Source organism: Mesorhizobium sp. WSM4817 (assembly GCF_055811135.1).
In genome coordinates this window covers 1-20,343 of sequence record NZ_JBVVQQ010000004.1, presented here as the reverse complement: position 1 = coordinate 20,343, position 20,343 = coordinate 1, and the positions used below count along the sequence as shown (strand labels likewise).

Annotated in this window: 21 protein-coding genes; 17 read left to right on the top strand and 4 right to left on the bottom strand. The window is 61.7% G+C overall.

The window, feature by feature from the left end; translation table 11 throughout:
- Nucleotides 1-27: 27 nt before the first annotated feature.
- The 4 genes from AC0L2K_RS07165 to AC0L2K_RS07150 form a co-directional block, all read right to left on the bottom strand.
- Complete coding sequence (locus AC0L2K_RS07165) at nt 28-462, bottom strand: HIT family protein (protein WP_287174268.1); 435 nt, start codon at nt 460-462, stop codon at nt 28-30.
- 118 nt (nt 463-580) lie between these two features.
- Nucleotides 581-1,798 carry a GNAT family N-acetyltransferase gene (locus AC0L2K_RS07160; protein ID WP_473530988.1) on the bottom strand — a complete coding sequence of 406 codons (1,218 nt, stop codon included), beginning with the start codon at nt 1,796-1,798 and terminating at the stop codon, nt 581-583.
- A gap of 41 nt (nt 1,799-1,839) precedes the next feature.
- Nucleotides 1,840-2,568 (bottom strand): glycerophosphodiester phosphodiesterase, encoded by a 729-nt coding sequence (locus tag AC0L2K_RS07155; protein ID WP_023801216.1) that lies wholly within the window; start codon nt 2,566-2,568, stop codon nt 1,840-1,842.
- 7 nt (nt 2,569-2,575) lie between these two features.
- The gene (locus tag AC0L2K_RS07150; RefSeq protein ID WP_473530987.1) at nt 2,576-3,040 is read right to left on the bottom strand and encodes a RidA family protein; all 465 of its coding nucleotides are present in this window, start codon (nt 3,038-3,040) and stop codon (nt 2,576-2,578) included.
- 138 nt (nt 3,041-3,178) lie between these two features.
- Here AC0L2K_RS07150 and AC0L2K_RS07145 point away from each other — a divergent pair, with 138 nt between their 5' ends.
- The 17 genes from AC0L2K_RS07145 (at nt 3,179) to lpxB (ending at nt 20,132) form a co-directional block, all read left to right on the top strand.
- Entirely contained in the window at nt 3,179-4,006 is an 828-nt protein-coding gene (locus AC0L2K_RS07145) for a cell envelope integrity EipB family protein (protein WP_023801218.1), read from the top strand.
- A 99-nt stretch (nt 4,007-4,105) separates the two neighbouring features.
- The gene (locus AC0L2K_RS07140) at nt 4,106-5,404 is read left to right on the top strand and encodes a hypothetical protein (RefSeq protein ID WP_473530986.1); all 1,299 of its coding nucleotides are present in this window, start codon (nt 4,106-4,108) and stop codon (nt 5,402-5,404) included.
- A 101-nt stretch (nt 5,405-5,505) separates the two neighbouring features.
- Entirely contained in the window at nt 5,506-5,784 is a 279-nt protein-coding gene (locus tag AC0L2K_RS07135) for a DUF4031 domain-containing protein (protein ID WP_027151900.1), read from the top strand.
- Nucleotides 5,781-6,392 (top strand): LysE family translocator, encoded by a 612-nt coding sequence (locus AC0L2K_RS07130; RefSeq protein ID WP_473530985.1) that lies wholly within the window; start codon nt 5,781-5,783, stop codon nt 6,390-6,392. Before AC0L2K_RS07135 ends, AC0L2K_RS07130 begins: the two co-directional genes overlap by 4 nt.
- 177 nt (nt 6,393-6,569) lie before the next feature.
- Nucleotides 6,570-7,367, top strand: coding sequence for a 30S ribosomal protein S2 (gene rpsB / locus AC0L2K_RS07125; RefSeq protein ID WP_027151898.1), 798 nt, complete (start codon nt 6,570-6,572; stop codon nt 7,365-7,367).
- 117 nt (nt 7,368-7,484) lie between these two features.
- Nucleotides 7,485-8,408: a translation elongation factor Ts gene (gene tsf / locus AC0L2K_RS07120; protein ID WP_023801220.1), complete on the top strand. Its 924-nt coding sequence runs from the start codon at nt 7,485-7,487 to the stop codon at nt 8,406-8,408.
- A 320-nt stretch (nt 8,409-8,728) separates the two neighbouring features.
- Nucleotides 8,729-9,451 carry a UMP kinase gene (gene pyrH, locus AC0L2K_RS07115; RefSeq protein ID WP_023801221.1) on the top strand — a complete coding sequence of 241 codons (723 nt, stop codon included), beginning with the start codon at nt 8,729-8,731 and terminating at the stop codon, nt 9,449-9,451.
- Nucleotides 9,452-9,573: 122 nt separating this feature from the next.
- Nucleotides 9,574-10,128, top strand: coding sequence for a ribosome recycling factor (gene frr, locus AC0L2K_RS07110; protein WP_077384157.1), 555 nt, complete (start codon nt 9,574-9,576; stop codon nt 10,126-10,128).
- Between the two features lie 32 nt (nt 10,129-10,160).
- Nucleotides 10,161-10,892: an isoprenyl transferase gene (locus AC0L2K_RS07105; RefSeq protein ID WP_473530984.1), complete on the top strand. Its 732-nt coding sequence runs from the start codon at nt 10,161-10,163 to the stop codon at nt 10,890-10,892.
- Nucleotides 10,889-11,719, top strand: coding sequence for a phosphatidate cytidylyltransferase (locus tag AC0L2K_RS07100; RefSeq protein ID WP_128244896.1), 831 nt, complete (start codon nt 10,889-10,891; stop codon nt 11,717-11,719). The genes AC0L2K_RS07105 and AC0L2K_RS07100 overlap by 4 nt, the downstream gene beginning before the upstream one ends.
- Nucleotides 11,720-11,835: 116 nt before the next feature.
- Nucleotides 11,836-12,978 (top strand): RIP metalloprotease RseP, encoded by a 1,143-nt coding sequence (rseP, locus tag AC0L2K_RS07095; protein ID WP_287062507.1) that lies wholly within the window; start codon nt 11,836-11,838, stop codon nt 12,976-12,978.
- A 217-nt stretch (nt 12,979-13,195) separates the two neighbouring features.
- Nucleotides 13,196-15,541, top strand: a complete 2,346-nt coding sequence (gene bamA / locus AC0L2K_RS07090) for an outer membrane protein assembly factor BamA (RefSeq protein WP_128244897.1) — start codon at nt 13,196-13,198, stop codon at nt 15,539-15,541.
- Nucleotides 15,542-15,721: 180 nt separating this feature from the next.
- Nucleotides 15,722-16,780 (top strand): UDP-3-O-(3-hydroxymyristoyl)glucosamine N-acyltransferase, encoded by a 1,059-nt coding sequence (gene lpxD, locus AC0L2K_RS07085; protein WP_023801227.1) that lies wholly within the window; start codon nt 15,722-15,724, stop codon nt 16,778-16,780.
- Between the two features lies 1 nt (nt 16,781).
- Complete coding sequence (gene fabZ, locus AC0L2K_RS07080; protein ID WP_023801228.1) at nt 16,782-17,240, top strand: 3-hydroxyacyl-ACP dehydratase FabZ; 459 nt, start codon at nt 16,782-16,784, stop codon at nt 17,238-17,240.
- A 13-nt stretch (nt 17,241-17,253) separates the two neighbouring features.
- On the top strand, nt 17,254-18,087 hold the full coding sequence (lpxA, locus tag AC0L2K_RS07075) for an acyl-ACP--UDP-N-acetylglucosamine O-acyltransferase (protein WP_023801229.1): 834 nt from the start codon (nt 17,254-17,256) through the stop codon (nt 18,085-18,087).
- Nucleotides 18,074-18,976 carry an LpxI family protein gene (locus tag AC0L2K_RS07070; protein WP_128168156.1) on the top strand — a complete coding sequence of 301 codons (903 nt, stop codon included), beginning with the start codon at nt 18,074-18,076 and terminating at the stop codon, nt 18,974-18,976. Before lpxA ends, AC0L2K_RS07070 begins: the two co-directional genes overlap by 14 nt.
- The gene (gene lpxB / locus AC0L2K_RS07065; protein WP_128168157.1) at nt 18,966-20,132 is read left to right on the top strand and encodes a lipid-A-disaccharide synthase; all 1,167 of its coding nucleotides are present in this window, start codon (nt 18,966-18,968) and stop codon (nt 20,130-20,132) included. Before AC0L2K_RS07070 ends, lpxB begins: the two co-directional genes overlap by 11 nt.
- The last annotated feature ends 211 nt before the right edge of the window (nt 20,133-20,343 follow it).

Genomic DNA, 20,343 nt, shown 5'->3' with positions numbered 1-20,343 from the left:
CGGGTGGCCGAACACGGGCGCCCGGCGTCAGTTTGCCAGCGCCATCCGTATCTTGCCAGCGTTCTCAGCCAACACTTCCGGCTTCTCCATCTGCCCACTATGCGGCTTCAAAGGGATGCCCTCGAAGCGTGGAATGACGTGGACATGGAGGTGGTAGACGGTCTGGCCCGAAGCGGGCTCGTTGAACTGCAGGATGGTGACGCCATCGGCGCCGAAGGCCTTCTTCACCGCCACCGCCACCTTTTGCACGACGGCGAAGAGTGGGCCGAATGTTGCCGGATCCGCGTCAAGCAGGTTGCGCGACGGCGCCGTCGGCACAACCAGCGTATGACCCGGACCTTGCGGCATCACATCCATGAAGGCGACAACCGCGTCATCTTCATAGACGCGATGCGACGGGATTTCACCGCGCAGGATTTTCGCGAAGATATTGTTGCTGTCGTAGGTGGTTTTTTCGGCCATGGCGTGGGCTCCGGATTGTGCCTTGCTCCTACCGCATCGACCCGACAATCGGAATCGATTTTCGGAAAGTACGATGCTTTCGAGCGTGCTTTGTGCGTCCAATTGGACGCATGTCGCTCTAATCGTCCGCCAGATCCTTGCGGAACGGGGTGTGCTCTTCGAGATAGCCGGCCATCCGCTCCACTTCGCGGCGCTCGCGCCTTAGATAGTCGGCGACCGCGTTACGCAAGCCGGGATGCGCGATGTAATGCGCCGAATGCGTGGTCACCGGCCTGTAGCCGCGCGCCAGCTTGTGCTCGCCTTGCGCGCCGGCTTCGACCACTTTCAGCTTACGGTCGATGGCGAAGTCGATCGCCTGGTGATAGCAGACCTCGAAATGCAGGAAGGGGTGGTCCTCGATGCAGCCCCAGTTGCGCCCGTAGAGCGCATCGGAACCGATGAAATTGATGGCACCGGCAATGTAGCGTCCATTGCGCTTGGCCATCACCAGCAGGATGTCGTCGGCCATGCGCTCGCCGATCATCGAGAAAAACGCGCGGCTGAGATAGGGCCGCCCCCATTTCCTGCTCCCGGTATCCATGTAGAAGGCAAAGAAGTCGTCCCAGACCCTTTCGGTCAGGTCCTTGCCGGTCAGCCAGTCGATCGAGATGCCGTGACCGAGCGCCTCGCGCCGCTCCTTCTTCATTGCCTTGCGCTTGCGCGATGCCAGAGTGGCGAGAAAATCGTCGTAGGTCGAATAACCTTCATTGAAGAAGTGGAACTGCTGGTCGGTGCGGTGCAAAAAACTCGCCGCTTCCAGCGCTTCGACATCCCCCAACTGCGCGAAAGTCACGTGCGCGGAGGAAACGCCGAGTTTTTCCGTCACCGCCTTCAGGCCGGCTGCCAGGCCGGCCTTCACGGCGCGACTGTCCTCGCCCTTGTTGACCAGCAGGCGAGGGCCGGTGACCGGCGTGAACGGCACGGCGCATTGCAGTTTTGGATAGTAACGCCCGCCAGCGCGCTCGAACGCGTCCGACCAGCCGTGATCGAATACATATTCGCCCTGGCTGTGCGATTTCAGGTAGCAGGGAATGGCACCGAGCAGCTTTCCCTGCGCTGTCTCGAGCCTGAGATGATGGCCCTGCCAGCCGGTGCGCCGCACGGCGCAGCCGGAATCCTCAAGCGAGCTCAGAAAAGCGGATGAAACGAGTGGGTTGTATCCGTTTTCTGTATCGCCGCGTGAGGTCCCGCCGAGGCCATCCCATTCGGCGCAGGTGAAGGCTCCGATGCCGGAGGCAACCCGGATCGCATACTCTCCATTGGCCGTTTGCCCGTCGCCTTCATCGCCTTGATCCATGAGGCCTATTTAAGCTCCGTGCCGGTCCATGCAAGCTCAGTTCAAGCGACCTGCACAAGATCCGGCTCAAATCCTTCGAACGTCATCTGGTCGGCATATCTGAAGGTCAGGTCGACCGCCGGTTGGTCGAGCACGGTCCAGGTGATGACCGGCATTTTGAGCCTTTCGCGCACGAAACTGACAAACTGGTTCGGCAGGTCGCCGGCGGCGTAGGAGGCGAAGGCGATATCGTGCGCCAGCATGGCGAAATGCGCCTCGATCAGCTTGACTTCGTTGCCATAAGCGGTCAGCCCGCCCGGAATGCCGGGCGCGTGTTTTGGGAAGTCGCGGATCAGCCAGTGGTCGAACGACATGATCGCCGCCTTGCCCCTATAGTTCTTGAGCATCTTGCCGACGCTTTCCACCAAGCCTTCGTCACGGCCGGGAACCCCTTTCAACTCGACGACCACCGGCACGCGACCATCGACCAGGTCGAGGGCCTGCTGCAGCGTCGGCAGACGATCTGATGTGCCGCCGATCTTGAGGGCCGTCATTTCTGCTGCCGTGCGCTGCCAGACGAAACCGTCCTGGCCGGTCAGCCGCTTCAGATCGCCATCGTGGATGATCACCGGGATGCGGTCTGACGACAGATGCACATCGCATTCGATCGCATAGCCGCGTTCAGCCGCAGCGGCAAAGGCGGAAAGCGTGTTCTCCCAGCGCGTCTTGTTCATGTCGTGGAGGCCGCGATGGGCAATGGGACGGGCGGTCAGCCAGGAAAGGTCGGTCATGCCGGGCTCATTCGACTTCGAAAATGGCTTCGATTTCCACTGCGGCATTAAGCGGCAGGGAGGCGGCACCGACGGCGGCGCGAGCATGCTTGCCGGGATCGCCGAGCACTGCAACCAGTAGATCCGAGGCGCCGTTGGCAACCAGGTGCTGCTCGAAAAAATCCGGCGTCGAGGCGACGAAGACGGTGATCTTCACCACGCGGCGGATTTTCTCGAGATCGCCAAGTGCTGCCTTGGCCTGCGCCAATATGTTGATCGCGCAGTATTTTGCCGCTTCCTGGCCGATTGCAATGTCGACATCACGTCCAAGCAGGCCACTCGCCTGCAGTTTGCCCTCGCTGAGTGGCAGCTGTCCGGCGATGAACAGCAGATTGCCTGATCCGCAATAGGGCACGTAATTGGCGGCGGGCGCGGCAGCGACCGGAAGCGTCACGCCGAGATCGCTTAGCCGCTTTTCGATTGTTTCACTCATGGTATTTCCCTATTGCTTGATGACGCTGCGCAGGCCGGGCCGAAATTGCAATTTTTGCCTCGCTTCCGCCACGACTTTTTTTAAGCTGGACCCTCTTTCCCTGCGGCCTGCCATCAGGCGCGATGATCGGAGCCCCTCATGCGCGCAACACGCCTCGCATTCCACGCTGTCCTGCTGCCAGCGGTGTTCTCGATGGCGCCGGCTTTTGCCGTACCGGCGCTGCAGGCGCATCGCGCGGTTTACGATCTGACCCTGGACAAGGCCTCTGACCGCTCCGGCATCACCGGCATTTCCGGCCGCATGGTCTATGAGTTCAACGGCTCGCCTTGCGAAGGCTATACGGTGAAGTTCCGTTTCGTCACCCAGATCGTCACCAACGAGAATACAAGGCTGACCGACCAGCAGACGACCACTTTCGAGGACGCCGAAGGCAAGACCTTCTCGTTCGTGACAAAATCCTTTGTCGACCAGACTCTCGACAAGGAGGTCAAGGGCACCGCGACGAAGGAGACAAACGGCCTCAAGGTCGACATCGACAAGCCGGAGAAGAGCAGCGTCGAACTGCCGGCCACACAGTTTCCGACGCAGCATCTGGCCGAACTGATCGACAAGGCCGAAAAGGGCGAAAATTTCTACGAAACCAACCTGTTCGACGGTTCGGAAGATGCCAACAAGGTGATGACCACCACCGTCGTCGTCGGCAAGAAAGCCGATGCCGACAAGACCGATCCGGAAGTGCCGGCACTGGCAAAACTCGCCACCGACAAATACTGGCCAGTCGACATCGCCTATTTCGACAGCACCGACAAGTCAGGCGAGGAGGTGCCGGAATACCGGATCAGCTTCAAGCTGCATGAGAACGGCATCACGCGCGACCTGCTCATGGACTACAACGACTTCTCGATGACCGGCAAGCTGGTCAATCTTTCGCTGTTCGATCAGACGAAACCCTGTCCGCCGAAATAGAGCCTTGGGTTAGCCACGCCCGCAAGGCGGCGGCGAATGACTTGAACACGCCGCAATTGCATTTCAACCTCTACGCCGAGGGATCGATCGGGGGGTGGGTTGAGCAAAATCGATGTGTTCGTGGCGCCGACGCCCAATCCGGCGCTGATCAGGATCATGACTGTCGTCAACCGGGTCGTCATGCTGCGTGGCATTCCCGGGTTTCGCGACCTGTTGCCGTTCAACCGCGTGGCCGGATTGCGCGGTGTCGCCAATGTCCGCCATATCGACTTTCCCGACGACGACCGGCAGCGGCTGAAGGCCTGTTGCGGCGCAGGCAAGGCAACGTTCATCACGCCCAACCATCCGGAATTCTTCACCGACTGGATGATCGACAAGGAGATCGTCTCGAGGGTCAGTCCGCTCGCGGCATCTTGGGCCACGCATGGCGTCGTCAACGGCCTCGGCCGGATCATGCAGAAATTCTGGCTGGCCAACAATCTGATCGCCCAGATACCCGGCAACAGCGGCGCTGCCAAGGAACACTCGATCGCCTGGGCGCTGAAAGGGCATGGCGTTCTCTTGCATCCCGAAGGCGGCGTCGGCTGGCATGGCAATGTCGTCGCTCCACTTCTTCCGGGGGCGGTCGAGATGGGGTTCGAAGCGCTCAAGCGCGGTCGCGTCACGGATCAGGATTTCAAAGTCTGGATCGCGCCGGTCGTCTGGAAGCTCGCCTTCACCAAAAATGTCGAGCCGGCGCTGGCGCAGGAATGCGCCTATGTCGAGAAGAGCCTGAAGATTGAGCGTCGTGCCGCCGATACGCTGCCGGAGCGCGTCCACCATATCTATGCGACGCTGCTGTCGCGCGATGAGATTGCCTGCGGCATGGCGCCCGACGAACGGGCTACGTATGCTACGCGGCACAAGCAATTGCTGCTCGAATTGAGCCGGCGCCTGGGGGAGGGTATTTCGGTCGATCCCGGCGCCAGCGAGATCGCCGAGCTTTTGCGCCGGGCGCGCCGCTGGCTGCGGGAAGGCACCGGCGACGCCGTGCGACAAAAACAGATCCGCTCGCTGGCGGACACGATCCAGCGTCTCCAACGCGTCGGACCGTGGGCCTCAGCCAATCCGCGCATTGCGCAAGAGGAGATCGCAGAGCATCTGAAGCGTATCCGCAACGATTATTGCAAGGGCACGCTGCGCGACACGGTCAATTGCTTCGTACCGCAACCGGCCGGGCCGCGCTGCGCGCATATCCGGGTGCCGGAGCCGCTGGGATTGCACGCCCATCCTGGCTCGATCGACGATGCTCTCGCCGAACTGCACCGGCGCATGCAGGAGACCATCACCACGACCGTGGCCGAACTCGAAGCCGCCGGCAGCTTCATTTTCTATCCGAATCCCTTCTATCATCGCTAGGATTGGCATCTCTAGCATTGGCATCGCTGACGTTGGATCTCGGCTGCGGGTGAGCTGCGGCTCCGCTGGTCGGCGCAAGATGAAGGAGTGCGGCAAGCCTCATGGCGGTCTATGTCGACGCGGCGATCTGGAAATGGGTCGGCCACCGCTGGTGTCACCTGCTGGCCGACGACACCGACGAGCTGCATCGTTTTGCAGCACAGCTCGGCGTCAAGCGCTCGTCCTATCAGGGGCCGCCGAAGACATCGGCGCCGCATTATGACATAACCGGCTTCGAGCGCGACCGCGCGGTGCGGCTAGGCGCCGTCGAATGCAGCCGCGAGGAGATCGTTGCTGTTTTCCGGCGGGTCCGGGTGCCGAAGGGGAAGATACGACCATGACGTTGACGGCATTTCTGGCTTACTGCGCTGCGATCACATTTGCCGCCGCCACGCCTGGCCCGGCGGTATTCACGGTCATTGCCAACGGCGTCTCGCGCGGGTTCGTTCGCGCGTTCCTGGCTGGCCTCGGTATCGCCGCCGGCGACGCGGTGCTGGTGACTTTGGCGCTGCTCGGCCTCGTGGCACTGGCACAGACCTTCGAATGGGTTTTTCTCATCCTGAAATATGCGGGTGCAGCCTATCTGATGTTTCTTGGCGTCAGGATGTGGAGATCGGCTTCCGCGCGATCGAATGGACTGGAGGTTACGCAGGCAAGACTGTCTCGATCGTTTTACCTCGGCATCTCCATCGCATTGGGCAATCCCAAGGCGATCCTGTTCCACGCCTCCATCATGCCGTTGATCCTCGATCTCAATGCAATGAACTTCGCTGAGGGGCTGCTTGTGGTTACGGTCGCGATCGGCGTCAACATTATCACTATGGGCGTCTATGCGGTGCTTGCCGGGCAGGCTTCGGGCTGGTTCAAGACGCCAAGGCGGATGCGCTTGATGAACAGGTTTGCCGGCGGCGCCATGATCGGCACCGGTGCGCTGATCGCCGCACGCTGAGCCGCAAGACACCGCAGCGCTTGCGTTTGCCGCGCATCCCCTCTATATGCGCGCTCATTCCACACACGGACTTTGGTGTCTGCCCGGGAGAAATCCGGCTGAAACCTCCGGTGGCGTTCGAGGACAAAGTCCAGAAATGCCTGTGTCCGTGGAGGCTAACCGGAAAAGGACATAACAATGGCTCTGCCTGATTTCAGCATGCGCCAGCTTTTGGAAGCTGGCATTCACTTCGGCCACCAGACCCACCGCTGGAACCCGAAGATGGCGCCCTATATCTATGGCGCCCGCAACAACATCCACATCATCGACCTCTCCCAGACGGTGCCGCTGCTGCACCAGGCGCTGAAGCAGGTTTCCGACACCGTCGCCAAGGGTGGCCGCGTGCTGTTCGTCGGCACCAAGCGCCAGGCGTCCGACATCGTCGCCGACGCCGCACAGCGCTCGGCCCAGTACTATGTCAACTCCCGCTGGCTCGGCGGCATGATGACCAACTGGAAGACGATCTCGAACTCAATCCAGCGCCTGCGCAAGCTTGACGAGATGCTGGCTGGCGAGGCCCAGGGGCTCACCAAAAAGGAGCGCCTCAACCTCGACCGCGAGCGCGAGAAGCTCGACAAGGCGCTGGGCGGCATTAAGGACATGGGCTCGACGCCAGACCTAATGTTCGTGATCGACACCAACAAGGAAGCGATCGCCATCCTCGAGGCCAAGCGTCTCGGCATCCCGGTCGTCGCCATCATCGATTCCAACTGCGACCCGGACAAGATCGATTTCCCGATTCCGGGCAATGACGACGCGGCCCGCGCCATCCAGCTCTATTGTGATCTGATCGCCAAGGCTGCAATTGACGGCATTGCTCGCCAGCAGGGCGCGCTTGGTGTCGACGTCGGCGCTTTGGCCGAGGCTCCGATCGAGCCGGCACTCGAGCCGACGCCGGCCGCCGAGACACCGGCCGCCCAGACACCGGAAGCGTAACAGCGAAGGCCGGTTTCGGCCTTCATCTTTCTCATATTTTGGCGCGCTGAGCGCTGGCGCCAGGCGCATCATCGAGGACCGGTGGTGCGTCGGTGCATTTTAAACGAAGAGGCGACAATGAGCATTTCGGCTGCACAGGTCAAAGAACTCCGCGACTTGACCGGCGCGGGCATGATGGACTGCAAGATGGCGTTGAACGAGACCAACGGCAACATGGAAGAGGCCGTCGACTGGCTGCGCAAGAAGGGCATCTCCAAGGCCGACAAGAAGGCCGGCCGTACCGCGGCCGAAGGGCTCATCGGCGTCGATTCCGGCGTGCGTGAGGCGGCGGTCGTCGAGGTCAATTCCGAGACCGATTTCGTTGCCCGCAACGCTGCCTTCCAGGAGATCGTCGCCAATGTCGCCAAGGTGGCGCTCGCCTATGGCGGCAAGACCGAGGCCGTCGCGGCTGCCCCGTATCCCGGTTCCGACAAGTCGGTTGCCGACACCATCAAGGACGCTGTCGGCACCATTGGCGAGAATCTTGGCTTCCGCCGTTCGGCGAAGCTCACCGTCGAGCAGGGCGCCGTCGCAACCTACGTCCACAATGCGGTTGCCGACGGCCTTGGCAAGCTCGGCGTGCTGGTCGCCATCGAGACGTCAGGCAACGCGCAGGCCGCCAATGCCTTTGCGCGTCAGGTCGCCATGCATGTCGCCGCCACCAACCCGATGGCGCTGACCGCGGAAGAACTCGACCCGGCGGCGGTCGAGCGCGAGAAGGCGATCTTCGCCGACCAGGCGCGCCAGTCCGGCAAGCCGGAAGCGATTATCGAGAAGATGGTCGAGGGCCGCCTGCGCAAGTTCTACGAAGAGGTCGTGCTGCTCAAGCAGGCTTTCGTGCTCAATCCCGACATCACCGTCGAGAAGGCGCTGCAGGATGCCGAGAAGGAAATCGGCGCACCGGCCAAGATCACTGCCTATCTGCGCTTCGCGCTCGGCGAGGGCATCGAGAAGGACGAGACCGATTTTGCGGCGGAAGTCGCGGCGGCGGTCAAGAAGTAAAACGCACTCTATCTTTCTGAAAGACTTTACGGCCGGGTGTCCGCGAGGATGCCCGGCCGATTTCTTGCGCGGTATCGGTGAAGGCCAGGCGTAGGCGACAGGCCGGTTGGCTATCTGCTCATGCCCGGATCTGCTCATGCAAGGATCTGCACGCACAAGTTGCATTTGCCGGTGTAAGCCAATGGCTGGAAGAGCGTTTGCCGGTTTCGGCGCCGCGTGACATCGCAGCGCCCTTCGTGTATCGGAACGCCAAATGTTTCGGGGCAGCGCCTGCGCGGGAAGCCGCCCCGGCGCGTCACACGCATAATGATGAGGACCAGATGACGGTGAAGCCCCTCTACCGACGTGTCTTGCTGAAAGCGTCGGGCGAAGCGCTGATGGGTGAGCAGCATTTCGGCATCGACGTGTCGGTGGTCGATCGCATCGCCGCCGACATCGCCGAGGCCCGCACCCTTGGCATCGAGGTTGGGGTTGTCATTGGCGGCGGCAACATCTTTCGTGGCGTCGCCGTTGCCTCCAAGGGCGGAGATCGCGTCACCGGCGACCACATGGGCATGCTCGCCACCGTCATCAACTCGCTGGCGCTGCGCACCTCGCTGAACAAGATCGGGGTCGACGCGGTGGTGCTGTCTGCAATCGCCATGCCTGAGCTTTGCGAGAGCTTTTCGCAGCGCCAGGCGACCGCCTACATGAACCAGGGCAAGGTCGTCATCTTTGCCGGCGGCACCGGCAATCCGTTCTTCACCACCGATTCGGCCGCGGCGCTGCGCGCGGCGGAAATCGGCGCCGACGCGCTGTTCAAGGGCACCCAGGTCGATGGCGTCTATTCCGCCGATCCCAAGAAGGACCCGCATGCGACCCGCTTCGAGCGCATCAGCCATGGCGAAGTCATAAAACGCGGTCTTTCGATCATGGATACGGCCGCGATTGCACTTGCGCGCGAAAACAACATCCCGATAATCGTCTATTCGATCCACGAGAAGGGTGGTTTCGGTGATATTCTGAGGGGCGGCGGACGTTGCACGGTCGTCACGGACGACTGATCGGGAGCCCGATGCCGAACCGAAGGTTTTCCGTAGGCGAAAAACGGGAACCGGTTTTCGGATCGAGGCTTGAATACGGGTTACCCTGAAGTGAATCCGGCTAACGGGTCGAGGAGACGATAATGAGTGGCGAATACGATGATCTCAAACGGCGCATGGACGGGGCGATCGCTGCGTTCAAGCACGATCTGGCTTCGCTGCGGACCGGCCGCGCTTCGAGCAACCTGCTCGACGCGATCCAGGTGCAGGCCTACGGCACCACCATGCCGATCAACCAGGTGGCAAACGTGTCGGTGCCGGAGCCGCGCATGATTTCGGTTTCGGTCTGGGACAAGTCGATGGTCGGTGCGGTCGATCGCGCCATCCGTGAATCCAATCTCGGCTTCAATCCGATCGTCGACGGCACCAATCTCAGGATTCCGCTGCCCGAGCTCAACGAACAGCGCCGCAAGGAGTTGGTCAAGATCTCGCATGGTTATGCCGAGAATGCGCGCATCGCCGTGCGCCACGTGCGCCGGGACGGCATGGAATTCCTCAAAAAGGCGGAAAAGGACGGCGATATCAGCGAGGACGATCATCGCAAGCGGTCCGACCAGGTCCAGAAGCTCACCGACGAGATGATCGGCACCATCGACCATCTGCTTTCCGATAAGGAAGCTGAAATCATGCAGGTTTAGGGTCTGGCCACTGCTGGCTCGAAAGCGAGAACATGACAAGCCCCGCGCATGTCGCAATCATCATGGACGGAAACGGACGCTGGGCCAAGGCGCGTGGCTTGCCACGGCTTGCTGGGCATCGTGCCGGCGTCGAGGCGCTGCGCAACACGGTGCGCGCCGCTCCTGGCCTTGGCATCTCGTTCCTCACCGTCTACGCCTTCTCGTCGGAAAACTGGTCGCGGCCGAAGTCCGAAGTCAGCGACCTGATGAGCCTGTTGAAAATCTTCATCCGCCGCGACCTCGCCGAACTGCACCAAAATGGCGTGCGGGTCAGGATCATCGGCGACAGGGCAGGGCTACAACCTGACATCAGGAGCCTGCTTGAAGAGGCCGAAACGCTGACCGTCCGCAACGAAGCGCTGACCCTGGTCATCGCTTTCAACTATGGCGGACGCGACGAGATCGTGCGCACCGCGCGCAAGCTTGCCTCTGCGGTGGCGCGCGGCGAGCTCGACAGCGAGGCGATTACGGCCGAATCCTTTGCCGGCTCTCTCGACACCCAGGGTATTCCGGATCCGGAACTGGTCATCCGCACCAGCGGTGAGCTCAGGCTGTCGAATTTCCTTCTGTGGCAAGCGGCTTACAGCGAACTTGTCTTCCTGCCTTGCTACTGGCCCGATTTCAGCCGCGAGCATTTGGCTGACGCATTGCGCGACTTTGCCGGTCGCGAGCGCCGTTTCGGCGGGCTTAGCGCTGAAGGCGTCGCCGTGACAGCCAAGGGATGAGCAACCTCCAGCTTCGCGTTATTTCTGCCGTCGTGCTTGCGATCGTCACGCTCGGCCTGACCTGGCTAGGCGGACTGCCCTTCCGAATGCTTTGCGCCGCCATGACGATCCTGATCTTCTACGAATGGACGCGAATGTGCCGCCCGGTCGCCGCCACGGGTCTTGGTCTTCTGCCGGAAGCACTGCTTCTGGTTTTCGTCGGCGCCTTGGTCGCCGGCCTGCCGGCGTCTTGGCTGCTGCTTCTTGTGGCGGTGATGGTCGTTGTCACCGTGGTCGTGGCTTCGATGCACCAGACTTCGATGCATCAAACTGGACAGTGGGACGCGTCCGGCCTTGCCTATGCCGCCATTTCCGGACTGTCACTTGCTCTTTTGCGCGACGGCGACCATTCGGGCCTCGTCGCCATTCTCTTTCTGTTCGCGGTGGTTTGGGCGACCGACATAGCAGCTTATTTCGTCGGCCGCGCTGTCGGCGGGCCGAAGCTGGCGCCGTCGATCTCACCCGGCAAGACGCAGAGCGGTGCGCTCGGCGGCGCCGTCGGCGGCGTGGTTGCCGGGCTGCTTCTGGCCGCTGCGGCCGGAGCCGGCAATCTCGCAGTGCTCGGCGTCGTCGCGCTGGTGCTTTCGCTCGTCTCCCAGGCCGGCGACCTTTTCGAATCATGGGTGAAGCGACGCCACAACCGCAAGGATTCGGGCACGCTGATACCGGGCCATGGCGGCGTCATGGACCGAGTCGACGGGCTTGTCGCGGCGGCTTTCGCCCTGTACGTCATCGGCTGGATTTCGGCGACCGCCGACCATCCGGCACAGGGGCTGTTTCCAGCTTGATCGGCATCGATTCCGGGCCTGGTTTCTTGACCTGCGCAGGATGCGCCATGGATTCGCCTGGATTGATGCCACAGTCGCGGTACCACCGTGCTGCGGACGAATTTTGAGGACATGAATTGAACGAGATTCTTCACGCGGTTTTCAGCACGGAGGGCTTTGTCCTCGGCACGCTGGTGCCTTTCCTGTTCGTGCTGACCGTCGTCGTGTTCGTTCACGAGATGGGCCATTATCTCGTCGGCCGCTGGTGCGGCATCGGCGTGAAGGTCTTTTCGATCGGCTTCGGCCCGGAACTCTTCGGCTTTAATGACAGCCATGGCACGCGCTGGAAACTCTGCGCCATTCCACTCGGCGGCTACGTCAAATTCGTCGGCGACATGAATGCCACCTCGAGCCAGCCCAGTTCGGAGGAGATCGAAACGCTGACGGCTGCCGAACGCAAGATCGCTTTTCACACGCAGCCGGTCTGGAAGCGCGCGGCAACTGTGGTGGCTGGCCCGCTGTTCAATTTTCTGCTGACGATCGCCGTCTTCGCGGTGCTGTTTTCCGCCTATGGCCGGCCCGTGCTGGAGCCAATGGTGGCTGAAGTCACCGCGGGCAGCCCAGCGGCCAGGGCCGGCATCCTGCCCGGAGACCGCTTCGTCAGCGTCGACGGCAGCAAGGTCCAGACCTTCGCCGACGTCCAGCGCCGGGTCTCGGGCCGCGGTGGCGACCCCATCACCTTCGTCATGCTGCGCGACGGCAAGGAGATCACCGTTACGGCGACGCCGGAATTGATGGAGCAGCAAGACGGGCTGGGCAACAAGGTCAAGGTGGCGGTGATCGGCGTCGTCAACAACCAGGAATTCGGCCAGCCCAGGCTGATCACTTACAGCCCGGTCGGAGCGGTAGGGGCGGCGGTCGAGGAGACCGGATACATCATTCAGCGCACCGGTCAGTTCCTGCAGCGTTTCGTTGTCGGTCGCGAAGACAAATGCCAGCTGGGCGGCCCAATCAAGATCGCAAAGATGTCGGGGCAGGCGGCAAAACTCGGCTTCGACTGGCTTGTGCAACTTGTCGCCCTGCTGTCGGTCGGGATCGGTATTCTGAACCTTTTGCCGATTCCTCCGCTCGACGGCGGCCATCTCCTGTTCTATGGCGTGGAGGCCATCATTCGGCGACCGGTGTCGGAACGGATGATGGAGTTGGGCTACAGGGCTGGCCTGCTTCTCGTCTTGGGCTTCATGGGGTTCGTTTTCTGGAACGACCTGTTTGGATGCTGAAATCATGAAGAAATTTGGCTTCAGCACAGCCAATGTTGAGACGCCGTTTACCATGCGTGGGGATATGCGTGACGCGAAAGCCACGCGATTGGGTTAAGTAAATACAAATTAACCAGGAGCCTTGCGTGTAGGGAAAATCCGGTTAATACGGTAGGGGAAATTACCGCACGTCCGGTTTTCTCGCCGTGGGGACTTCGAGAAAAGGTACAAAAGCCCGATGAAGGCAGCATCCAAGTTTCTGAGCGCCGCGTCCGCGGTGGCCCTGTCCGCCGCCCTGGTCGTACCAGGTGCGCTCGCAGTGCAGTTCGTTGCCACATCGGCGGCCGAGGCCGCTGTTGTTTCAAGAGTTGAAGTCAGCGGCAATCAGCGTGTCGACGCCGAGACGATCCGCAACTACGTCACGATCAAGCCCGGCAGGCCGTTTTCCAGCGCCGATATAGACGAGGCGGTCAAGGCGCTGTTCGGCACCGGGCTGTTCTCGGACGTCCAGATCAACCAGGTCGGTTCGACGCTGGTCATCAAGGTTTCCGAATATCAGGTCGTGAACCAGGTGCTGTTCCAGGGCAACAAGAAGCTCAAGGACAACGCGCTGACGGCCGCGGTCCAGTTGAAGCCGCGTGGAACGTTCTCGCAGCAGGCGCTCGATGCCGATGTCGAGGCGGTCAAGGCCGCCTACAGGCGTATCGGCCGCGACGACGCCGCCGTGACCACCCAGATCATGGATCTCGGCGACAACCGCGTGAACGTGGTGTTCAACATCAACGAAGGCGGCCGCACACAGATCGCCGCGATCAATTTTGTCGGCAACAGCGCCTACTCGAGCCGTCGCCTGTCCGATGTCATTTCGACCAAGCGCTCGACCATCCTTTCGTTCGTGCTGCGCGACGACGTCTATGACGAAGACAAGCTCAACGCCGACCAGGAATTGCTGCGCCGTTTTTATTACAATCACGGCTATGCCGATTTCCAGGTGATTTCCGCGGTCGGCGAGCTCGACGAAACCACCAATAAATACACGGTGACCATCACCGTGCAGGAGGGCGAGCGCTACACCTTCGGCGACATCAGCGTCGAGAGCACGATTCCCGAAGTCGACGGCGCATCGCTGCAGTCGGTGGTCGAAACCCACAAGGGCGATGTCTACAACGCCGAGAACGTCGAAGACACCATCATTGCGTTGACCGAGAGGGTCGCCGGTTCCGGCTATCCCTTCGCCCAGGTGACGCCGCGCGGCGACCGCAATTTCGAGAACCACACCATTTCAGTGGTCTATACGATCGACCAGGGCACCAAGGCCTATGTCGAGCGCATCGAGATCCGCGGCAACGACCGGACACGCGACTATGTCATTCGCCGAGAATTCGACGTGAGTGAGGGCGATGCATTCAACCAGGTTCTCATCCAGCGCGCGAAGAAACGGCTGGAAGCGCTCGATTTTTTTGAGAAAGTCGAGGTTTCGACCGTGCCCGGCTCTGAGCCTGACCAGGTGGTGCTGGTGGTCGACGTGGTCGAGAAGTCGACCGGCGAGTTCTCCGTCGGCGCCGGCTATTCGAGCGGTGGCGACACCGAAGGCCCGACCATCGAAGGATCGATCAGCGAACGCAACTTCCTCGGACGCGGCCAGTTCATCAGGCTTTCGGCGGGCGGCGGCAAGAATTCGCGCGACTACAGCTTCTCCTTCACCGAGCCCTATTTCCTCGGGCGGCGCATTGCCGCCGGTTTCGATGTCTTCAACCGGACCAGGGAATACGACGACTACAAGAGCGAGACGCTAGGCGCGACAGTGCGTTTCGGCCTGCCGATCACCGACGACATCTCGACGCAGCTGGCGTATAATATCTCGCAGGAGAAGTACAAGCTCGACGATGATTGCGATCTCCCTGGCTGCACCGTCTCTACGGCTATCCTAAATGGCATTGCGGAAAGCCCGTGGCTCAAGTCGTCGGTCAGTCTCGGCCTGGTCTACAACACCATCGACGACATGAAGAACCCGCATGAAGGCATCTTCGCCAATGTCACCACGGAATTCGCCGGCCTCGGCGGCGACGCCAAATTCGTCAAGGTGACAACGCGCGGCAGCGTCTATCAGACGTTGTCGGAGCAGCTTGATCTGGTTGGTTTGATTTCGGGCGGGGCTGGCCATATCCAGGGCTTCGGCAACGACGACCTGCGCATCTTCGATCATTTCCAGAGCAGCGACCGCATGATCCGCGGCTTCGCCTATGGCGGCATCGGTCCTGTCGACAACCAGGGCTTTGACGACCATCTCGGCGGCACCACCTATTTCAACGCCTCGGCGGAAGCTCAGTTTCCGATGCCGATCATTCCGGAGAGCTTCGGCCTGCGCGGCGCGGTCTTTGCCGATGCGGCGACACTTTATGGCAACGATGTGGCGGGTGTTGATCCATCGACAACCAGCATGGAATGGCGTGCCTCGGCCGGCGTCGGCTTGATGTGGGCGTCGCCTTTTGGCCCGATCCGCATCGACTATGCGATCCCGGTCCTCAAGGAGGACACCGACGACGTGCAGGAATTCAACTTCGGCATATCGTCCCGGTTCTGATCGGCGGGCAACGATACGTCCGGGCCGTAGCGGTCCGGAAGAAAGTAATTCGACACTACGGCGCCGCGTGTCCTCCTGGACGCGCAAAGGACGCTGCAGGACTTTGATTTTGCGCATTATCCTTTCCGAAAATCGATACCGATTTTCGGGGTCGTGCGCTAGCTGGATATAGCTTCTGGAATGACCGATCCGGTGTTCTTCGCGCCATCACGCCGGTATACGGCTGGCGAAGTCGCGAATCTGACCGGCTCGGTGCTTGTCGATTCCGACCTCTCCGACAGATCGATCGAAGCCTTGGCGCCGGCAAGCGAAGGCGGCGAGCACGCGCTTGTCTTTGTCGATGGCAGACGCAACTTCGCGCTGATGCAATCGCTGCGAGCAGCGGCGGTTCTATGCCCCGCCGAATTTGCCGGCAAAGCGCCGGCGGGTATCGCGGTTCTGATCCATCCGCGCCCGCAACAGGCTTTCGCGATGGTCGGCCGCCTGCTTTTCCCGGCGGCTGCGACACCGGCGCCGATGACCGGCGAAACCGGTATCTCGCCGCATGCCCATATCGATCCATCGGCGCGCGTCGAGGCAGGCGCGATCGTCGAGGCCGGCGCGATCATCGGCCCTCGCGCTTCTATCGGCAGCGGAACCGTCATTGCTCCTCATGCCGTTATCGGTCCCTCCTGCCAGTTCGGCCGCGACGGCTATGTCGGCCCAGGCGCCAGCATCCAGTACGCGCTGATCGGCAACCGCGTCATCATTCATGGCGGCGCCCGCATCGGCCAGGACGGTTTTGGCTTCGTGGCCGGCGCCAAGGGTCCGGAGCGCGTGCCGCAAATCGGCCGGGTCGTCATCCAGGACGACGTCGAGATCGGCTCCAATACCACGGTCGATCGCGGCGCCATGTCCGACACGATTATCGGTCAAGGCACCAAGATCGACAATCTGGTCCAGATCGCTCATAACGTCCGCATCGGCCGCAATTGCATAATCGCCGGCCTTTCGGGTATTTCCGGTTCCGTAACGGTGGGCGACAACGTCACCATGGGTGGCGGTGTCGGTCTTGCGGATCACTTGACGGTAGGGACAGGGGCCAAGCTTGCTGCAAGAAGTGGGTTCATGAGCAACGTCCCCGCAGGCGAGATTTGGGGAGGGTACCCGGCGCAGCCGATGGCGGAAGCCATGCGGGAGATCGCAGCTCTGCGAAGACTGGCCAGGGCGCGCAAATCGGGCGACGGAGGGAAGAGCTGAGATGGTTGCGGCGACAACGCTCGAGGCGGTCGACATATTGGGGCTGATGAAGCTCCTGCCGCATCGCTATCCGTTCCTGATGATCGACCGCATCATCGATATCGATGGCGACGAGTCCGCCACCGGCATCAAGAACGTGACCATAAACGAGCCGCATTTCCAAGGTCATTTCCCGGATCAGCCGGTCATGCCCGGCGTGCTGATCGTCGAGGCGATGGCGCAGACGGCCGGCGCCATCTGCATTCGCAGCCTAGGCACCGAAAAACCGTCGCTGGTCTATTTCCTGACCATCGACAACGCCAAATTCCGTAAACCGGTCGTTCCCGGCGACCAGTTGAAGATCCATGTGAAGAAAATCAAGAAGCGCGGCAACCTTCTCAAATTCGCCTGCGAGGCTCTCGTCGACGGCGTCAAGGCCGCGGAAGCCGAGATCTCGGCGATGATGGTCGCGAGCGACTGACGATCGAATGCTTATGAAAATCCAGACAGTCATCCATCCATCGTCGGTCATCGAGGCCGGCGCAAAAATCGGCGAAGGGGTCCGCATCGGGCCGTTCTGCCACATCAGCGCCGACGCGGTGCTCGGCGACCGCGTCGAACTGGTCAGCCACATCTCGGTGATGGGCGCGACCACCATCGGTGCGTCGACCAAGGTGTATCCGATGGCGACACTGGGCGCGCCGCCGCAGAATACCAAGCACAAGGGCGGCCGCACCACGCTGGTCGTCGGCGAGAACTGCACGATCCGCGAAGGCGTGACCATGCACCTCGGCACCGATTCCAGCCGCGGCGAGACGACGATCGGTGACAACGGCAACTTCCTTGCCTACGCCCACATCGCCCATGACTGCATCGTCGGCAAGAACGCCACCTTCGCCAATCAGGCGACGTTGGGCGGCCATTGCGAGATCGGCGACAACGTCTATATCGGTGGTCTCAGCGCCGTTCATCAGTTTGTCCGCGTCGGCGACAACGCCTTTCTCGGCGGTTGCTCGGCATTCGTCGGCGATGTCATTCCCTACGCCATCGCCGTCGGCAATCGCGCCAGCCTTCGCGGCCTCAACATCATCGGCCTGAAGCGCGCCGGCCTGCCGCGCTCCGAGATCCACACGCTGCGCAAGGCCTACAAGACGATCTTCGATCGCTCCCGAACCGTCGGCGAAAACATCGAGTTCGCCAAGGCGGAATTCGCCTCGTCACCGACCGCCATGAAGATCATCGATTTCATCGCCAGTCGCGGTAAGCGGCACTATGCCGTCCCGTCGCTCAAGGCTGGCGGCGGCGACGATGCAGATGACGAAGATTGAGGGCACCCGGACGGGCCTTGATCTCGCGCCAGACGTCAAAGTCGGCATCATTGCCGGCGGCGGCAGTTTACCGGTCGAAGTCGCCAGGGCGCTAGCTGTGCAAGGCAAGTCTCCCTTCGTGGTAATAGTGGCGGGCGAGGTCGACCGGATAGCCGACTTCGACGCCTATGAGCAGGCGACGTTGAGGCTGGAGGATGTCGGCTCACTGCTGCCGACGCTCAAAAATAGTCATGTTACCCATTTGGTGACAGCTGGCCATATCACACGCCGCCCCAGGCTGAGCGCCATGCGCCTCAATTTCGGCCTGCTCGCCTGGGTGCCCAGCCTTCTTGTCGGCGTAACCCAAGGCGACGACACCGTGTTGAAACTGTTCGTGCGAAGGGTCGAGCGCAGCGGCATCAAGGTGGTCGGCGCACATGAGATCGTGCCGGAACTGGTCGCCGCCGAAGGCGCGCTGACCAAGGCAGCGCCGCGGAAATCCGACTGGCGCGACATCAAAGCGGCCCACGCAGCGGCAATGGCCATCGGCGCGCTGGATATCGGCCAGGCGGCTGTTGCGATCGGCGGCCGCGCCATCGCGCTGGAAGGCATCGAGGGTACCGACGGATTGCTCGATCGAACACGGCAGTTGCGCGGCCATGGCAGGCTGGCCGGCAGAACGCGCGGCGTCCTGGTCAAATGCGCCAAGCCTGGCCAGGAGTTGCGCGCCGATCTGCCCTCCATCGGCCCGCAGACGATCGAGGCGGCGCATGCCGCCGGACTTGCCGGCATTGCCGTCGAAGCCGGCCGCTCGCTGGTTCTCGAAGGCCCGACAGTCGTCGCTCGCGCCAACGCGCTCGGCCTGTTCGTGATCGGCCTGCCTGCTGCGGAGCCGGTGCATGGCGACTGAGCGACCGCTGAAGATCGCCATCGTCGCCGGCGAGGAATCCGGCGACCTGCTTGGCGCCGACATCGTAGAGGCGCTCAAGCGCGTGACCGGCCGCGAGGTCCGGCTCGTCGGCATCGGCGGCCGGCATTTGCAGGCGCTCGGCCTCACGCCGCTGTTCGACGGCGGCGAGATCGCGCTGATGGGATTGAGCGCCATCCTGCGCGATCTGCCGCGCCTGATACGACGGATCAGCCAGACGGCCGGTGCGGTCGCCAATGAAAAGCCGGACTGCCTCATCACCATAGACAGCCCGGATTTTTCGCTGCGCGTGGCGAAAAAGGTGCGTGCCGCCGATCCGGCAATCCCGATCGTCCACTATGTCTGCCCGAGCGTCTGGGCATGGCGGCCGGGCAGGGCGGTGGCGATGAAACCGTATGTCGACCACATCCTCTGCATCCTGCCTTTCGAAGTGAGGGAACTCGCCCGCCTCGGCGGTCCGACCGGCACCTATGTCGGCCATCGCCTTACCCACGATCCGGGCGTGCTCGGCGCCGCCAAGGCGCAAAGCCTGCCGCGCGACCTGTCCGACGATCGTGTGAAGACACTGCTTGTGCTGCCCGGCTCGCGTCGCGGCGAGGTGCGACGGCTGGCCGGCCCGTTCGGCAAGACGATCTCGATCCTGCGTGCTCGCGGACACCGCTTGCGCCTGCTGTTGCCGACGGTGCCGCATGTCGCCGACCTGGTCAGGGCTTCGGTGGCAAGCTGGGACGAGAAGCCGGAGATCATCCTTGATCCCGAGCGCAAATGGCAGGCCTTCGGTAAGGCCGACGCAGCGCTGATCGCATCGGGAACGGTGTCGCTGGAACTGGCGCTGTCGGGTGTGCCGATGATCTCCTGCTACCGGCTCGATCCGGTCATGCGGATGGCCCAACGCCTGGTCACCGTATGGAGCGCCTCCTTGCCCAATCTCATCGCCGACCGCCCGATCGTGCCGGAAAGCTACAACGAATATGTGCGACCGCACTATCTGGCGCGGCAGTTGGAGGCGCTGTTTTCCGACACCGCCTATCGCGCATGGCAGAAGGACGGTTTTGCCGAGGTGGCCAGACGCATGGCCGTCGACAGACCGTCTGGCGACATCGCTGCAGGGGTCGTGATGAGGTGTATCAAGCGGTGAATGGTGAAGTGGTGAATAGTGAATGGTCAAAATCGTGCTTGACCATAGGCCACAAAGAGACCCTGCTTCACTATTCACTATTCACTATTCACTATTCACTATTCACTATTCACTATTCAATATTCAATATTCAATATTCACTATTCACTATTCACTATTCACTATTCACTATTCACTATTCACTATTCACTATTCACTATTCACTATTCAC

What these genes read in the sequence shown, in the direction of transcription:
- AC0L2K_RS07165 (WP_287174268.1), bottom strand. Translation starts at nt 462, where the DNA reads ATGGCCGAAAAAACCACCTACGACAGCAACAATATCTTCGCGAAAATC.
- AC0L2K_RS07160 (WP_473530988.1), bottom strand. Translation starts at nt 1,798, where the DNA reads ATGGATCAAGGCGATGAAGGCGACGGGCAAACGGCCAATGGAGAGTAT.
- AC0L2K_RS07155 (WP_023801216.1), bottom strand. Translation starts at nt 2,568, where the DNA reads ATGACCGACCTTTCCTGGCTGACCGCCCGTCCCATTGCCCATCGCGGC.
- AC0L2K_RS07150 (WP_473530987.1), bottom strand. Translation starts at nt 3,040, where the DNA reads ATGAGTGAAACAATCGAAAAGCGGCTAAGCGATCTCGGCGTGACGCTT.
- AC0L2K_RS07145 (WP_023801218.1), top strand. Translation starts at nt 3,179, where the DNA reads ATGCGCGCAACACGCCTCGCATTCCACGCTGTCCTGCTGCCAGCGGTG.
- AC0L2K_RS07135 (WP_027151900.1), top strand. Translation starts at nt 5,506, where the DNA reads ATGGCGGTCTATGTCGACGCGGCGATCTGGAAATGGGTCGGCCACCGC.
- AC0L2K_RS07130 (WP_473530985.1), top strand. Translation starts at nt 5,781, where the DNA reads ATGACGTTGACGGCATTTCTGGCTTACTGCGCTGCGATCACATTTGCC.
- rpsB (WP_027151898.1), top strand. Translation starts at nt 6,570, where the DNA reads ATGGCTCTGCCTGATTTCAGCATGCGCCAGCTTTTGGAAGCTGGCATT.
- tsf (WP_023801220.1), top strand. Translation starts at nt 7,485, where the DNA reads ATGAGCATTTCGGCTGCACAGGTCAAAGAACTCCGCGACTTGACCGGC.
- pyrH (WP_023801221.1), top strand. Translation starts at nt 8,729, where the DNA reads ATGACGGTGAAGCCCCTCTACCGACGTGTCTTGCTGAAAGCGTCGGGC.
- frr (WP_077384157.1), top strand. Translation starts at nt 9,574, where the DNA reads ATGAGTGGCGAATACGATGATCTCAAACGGCGCATGGACGGGGCGATC.
- AC0L2K_RS07105 (WP_473530984.1), top strand. Translation starts at nt 10,161, where the DNA reads ATGACAAGCCCCGCGCATGTCGCAATCATCATGGACGGAAACGGACGC.
- AC0L2K_RS07100 (WP_128244896.1), top strand. Translation starts at nt 10,889, where the DNA reads ATGAGCAACCTCCAGCTTCGCGTTATTTCTGCCGTCGTGCTTGCGATC.
- bamA (WP_128244897.1), top strand. Translation starts at nt 13,196, where the DNA reads ATGAAGGCAGCATCCAAGTTTCTGAGCGCCGCGTCCGCGGTGGCCCTG.
- lpxD (WP_023801227.1), top strand. Translation starts at nt 15,722, where the DNA reads ATGACCGATCCGGTGTTCTTCGCGCCATCACGCCGGTATACGGCTGGC.
- fabZ (WP_023801228.1), top strand. Translation starts at nt 16,782, where the DNA reads ATGGTTGCGGCGACAACGCTCGAGGCGGTCGACATATTGGGGCTGATG.
- lpxA (WP_023801229.1), top strand. Translation starts at nt 17,254, where the DNA reads ATGAAAATCCAGACAGTCATCCATCCATCGTCGGTCATCGAGGCCGGC.
- AC0L2K_RS07070 (WP_128168156.1), top strand. Translation starts at nt 18,074, where the DNA reads ATGACGAAGATTGAGGGCACCCGGACGGGCCTTGATCTCGCGCCAGAC.
- lpxB (WP_128168157.1), top strand. Translation starts at nt 18,966, where the DNA reads ATGGCGACTGAGCGACCGCTGAAGATCGCCATCGTCGCCGGCGAGGAA.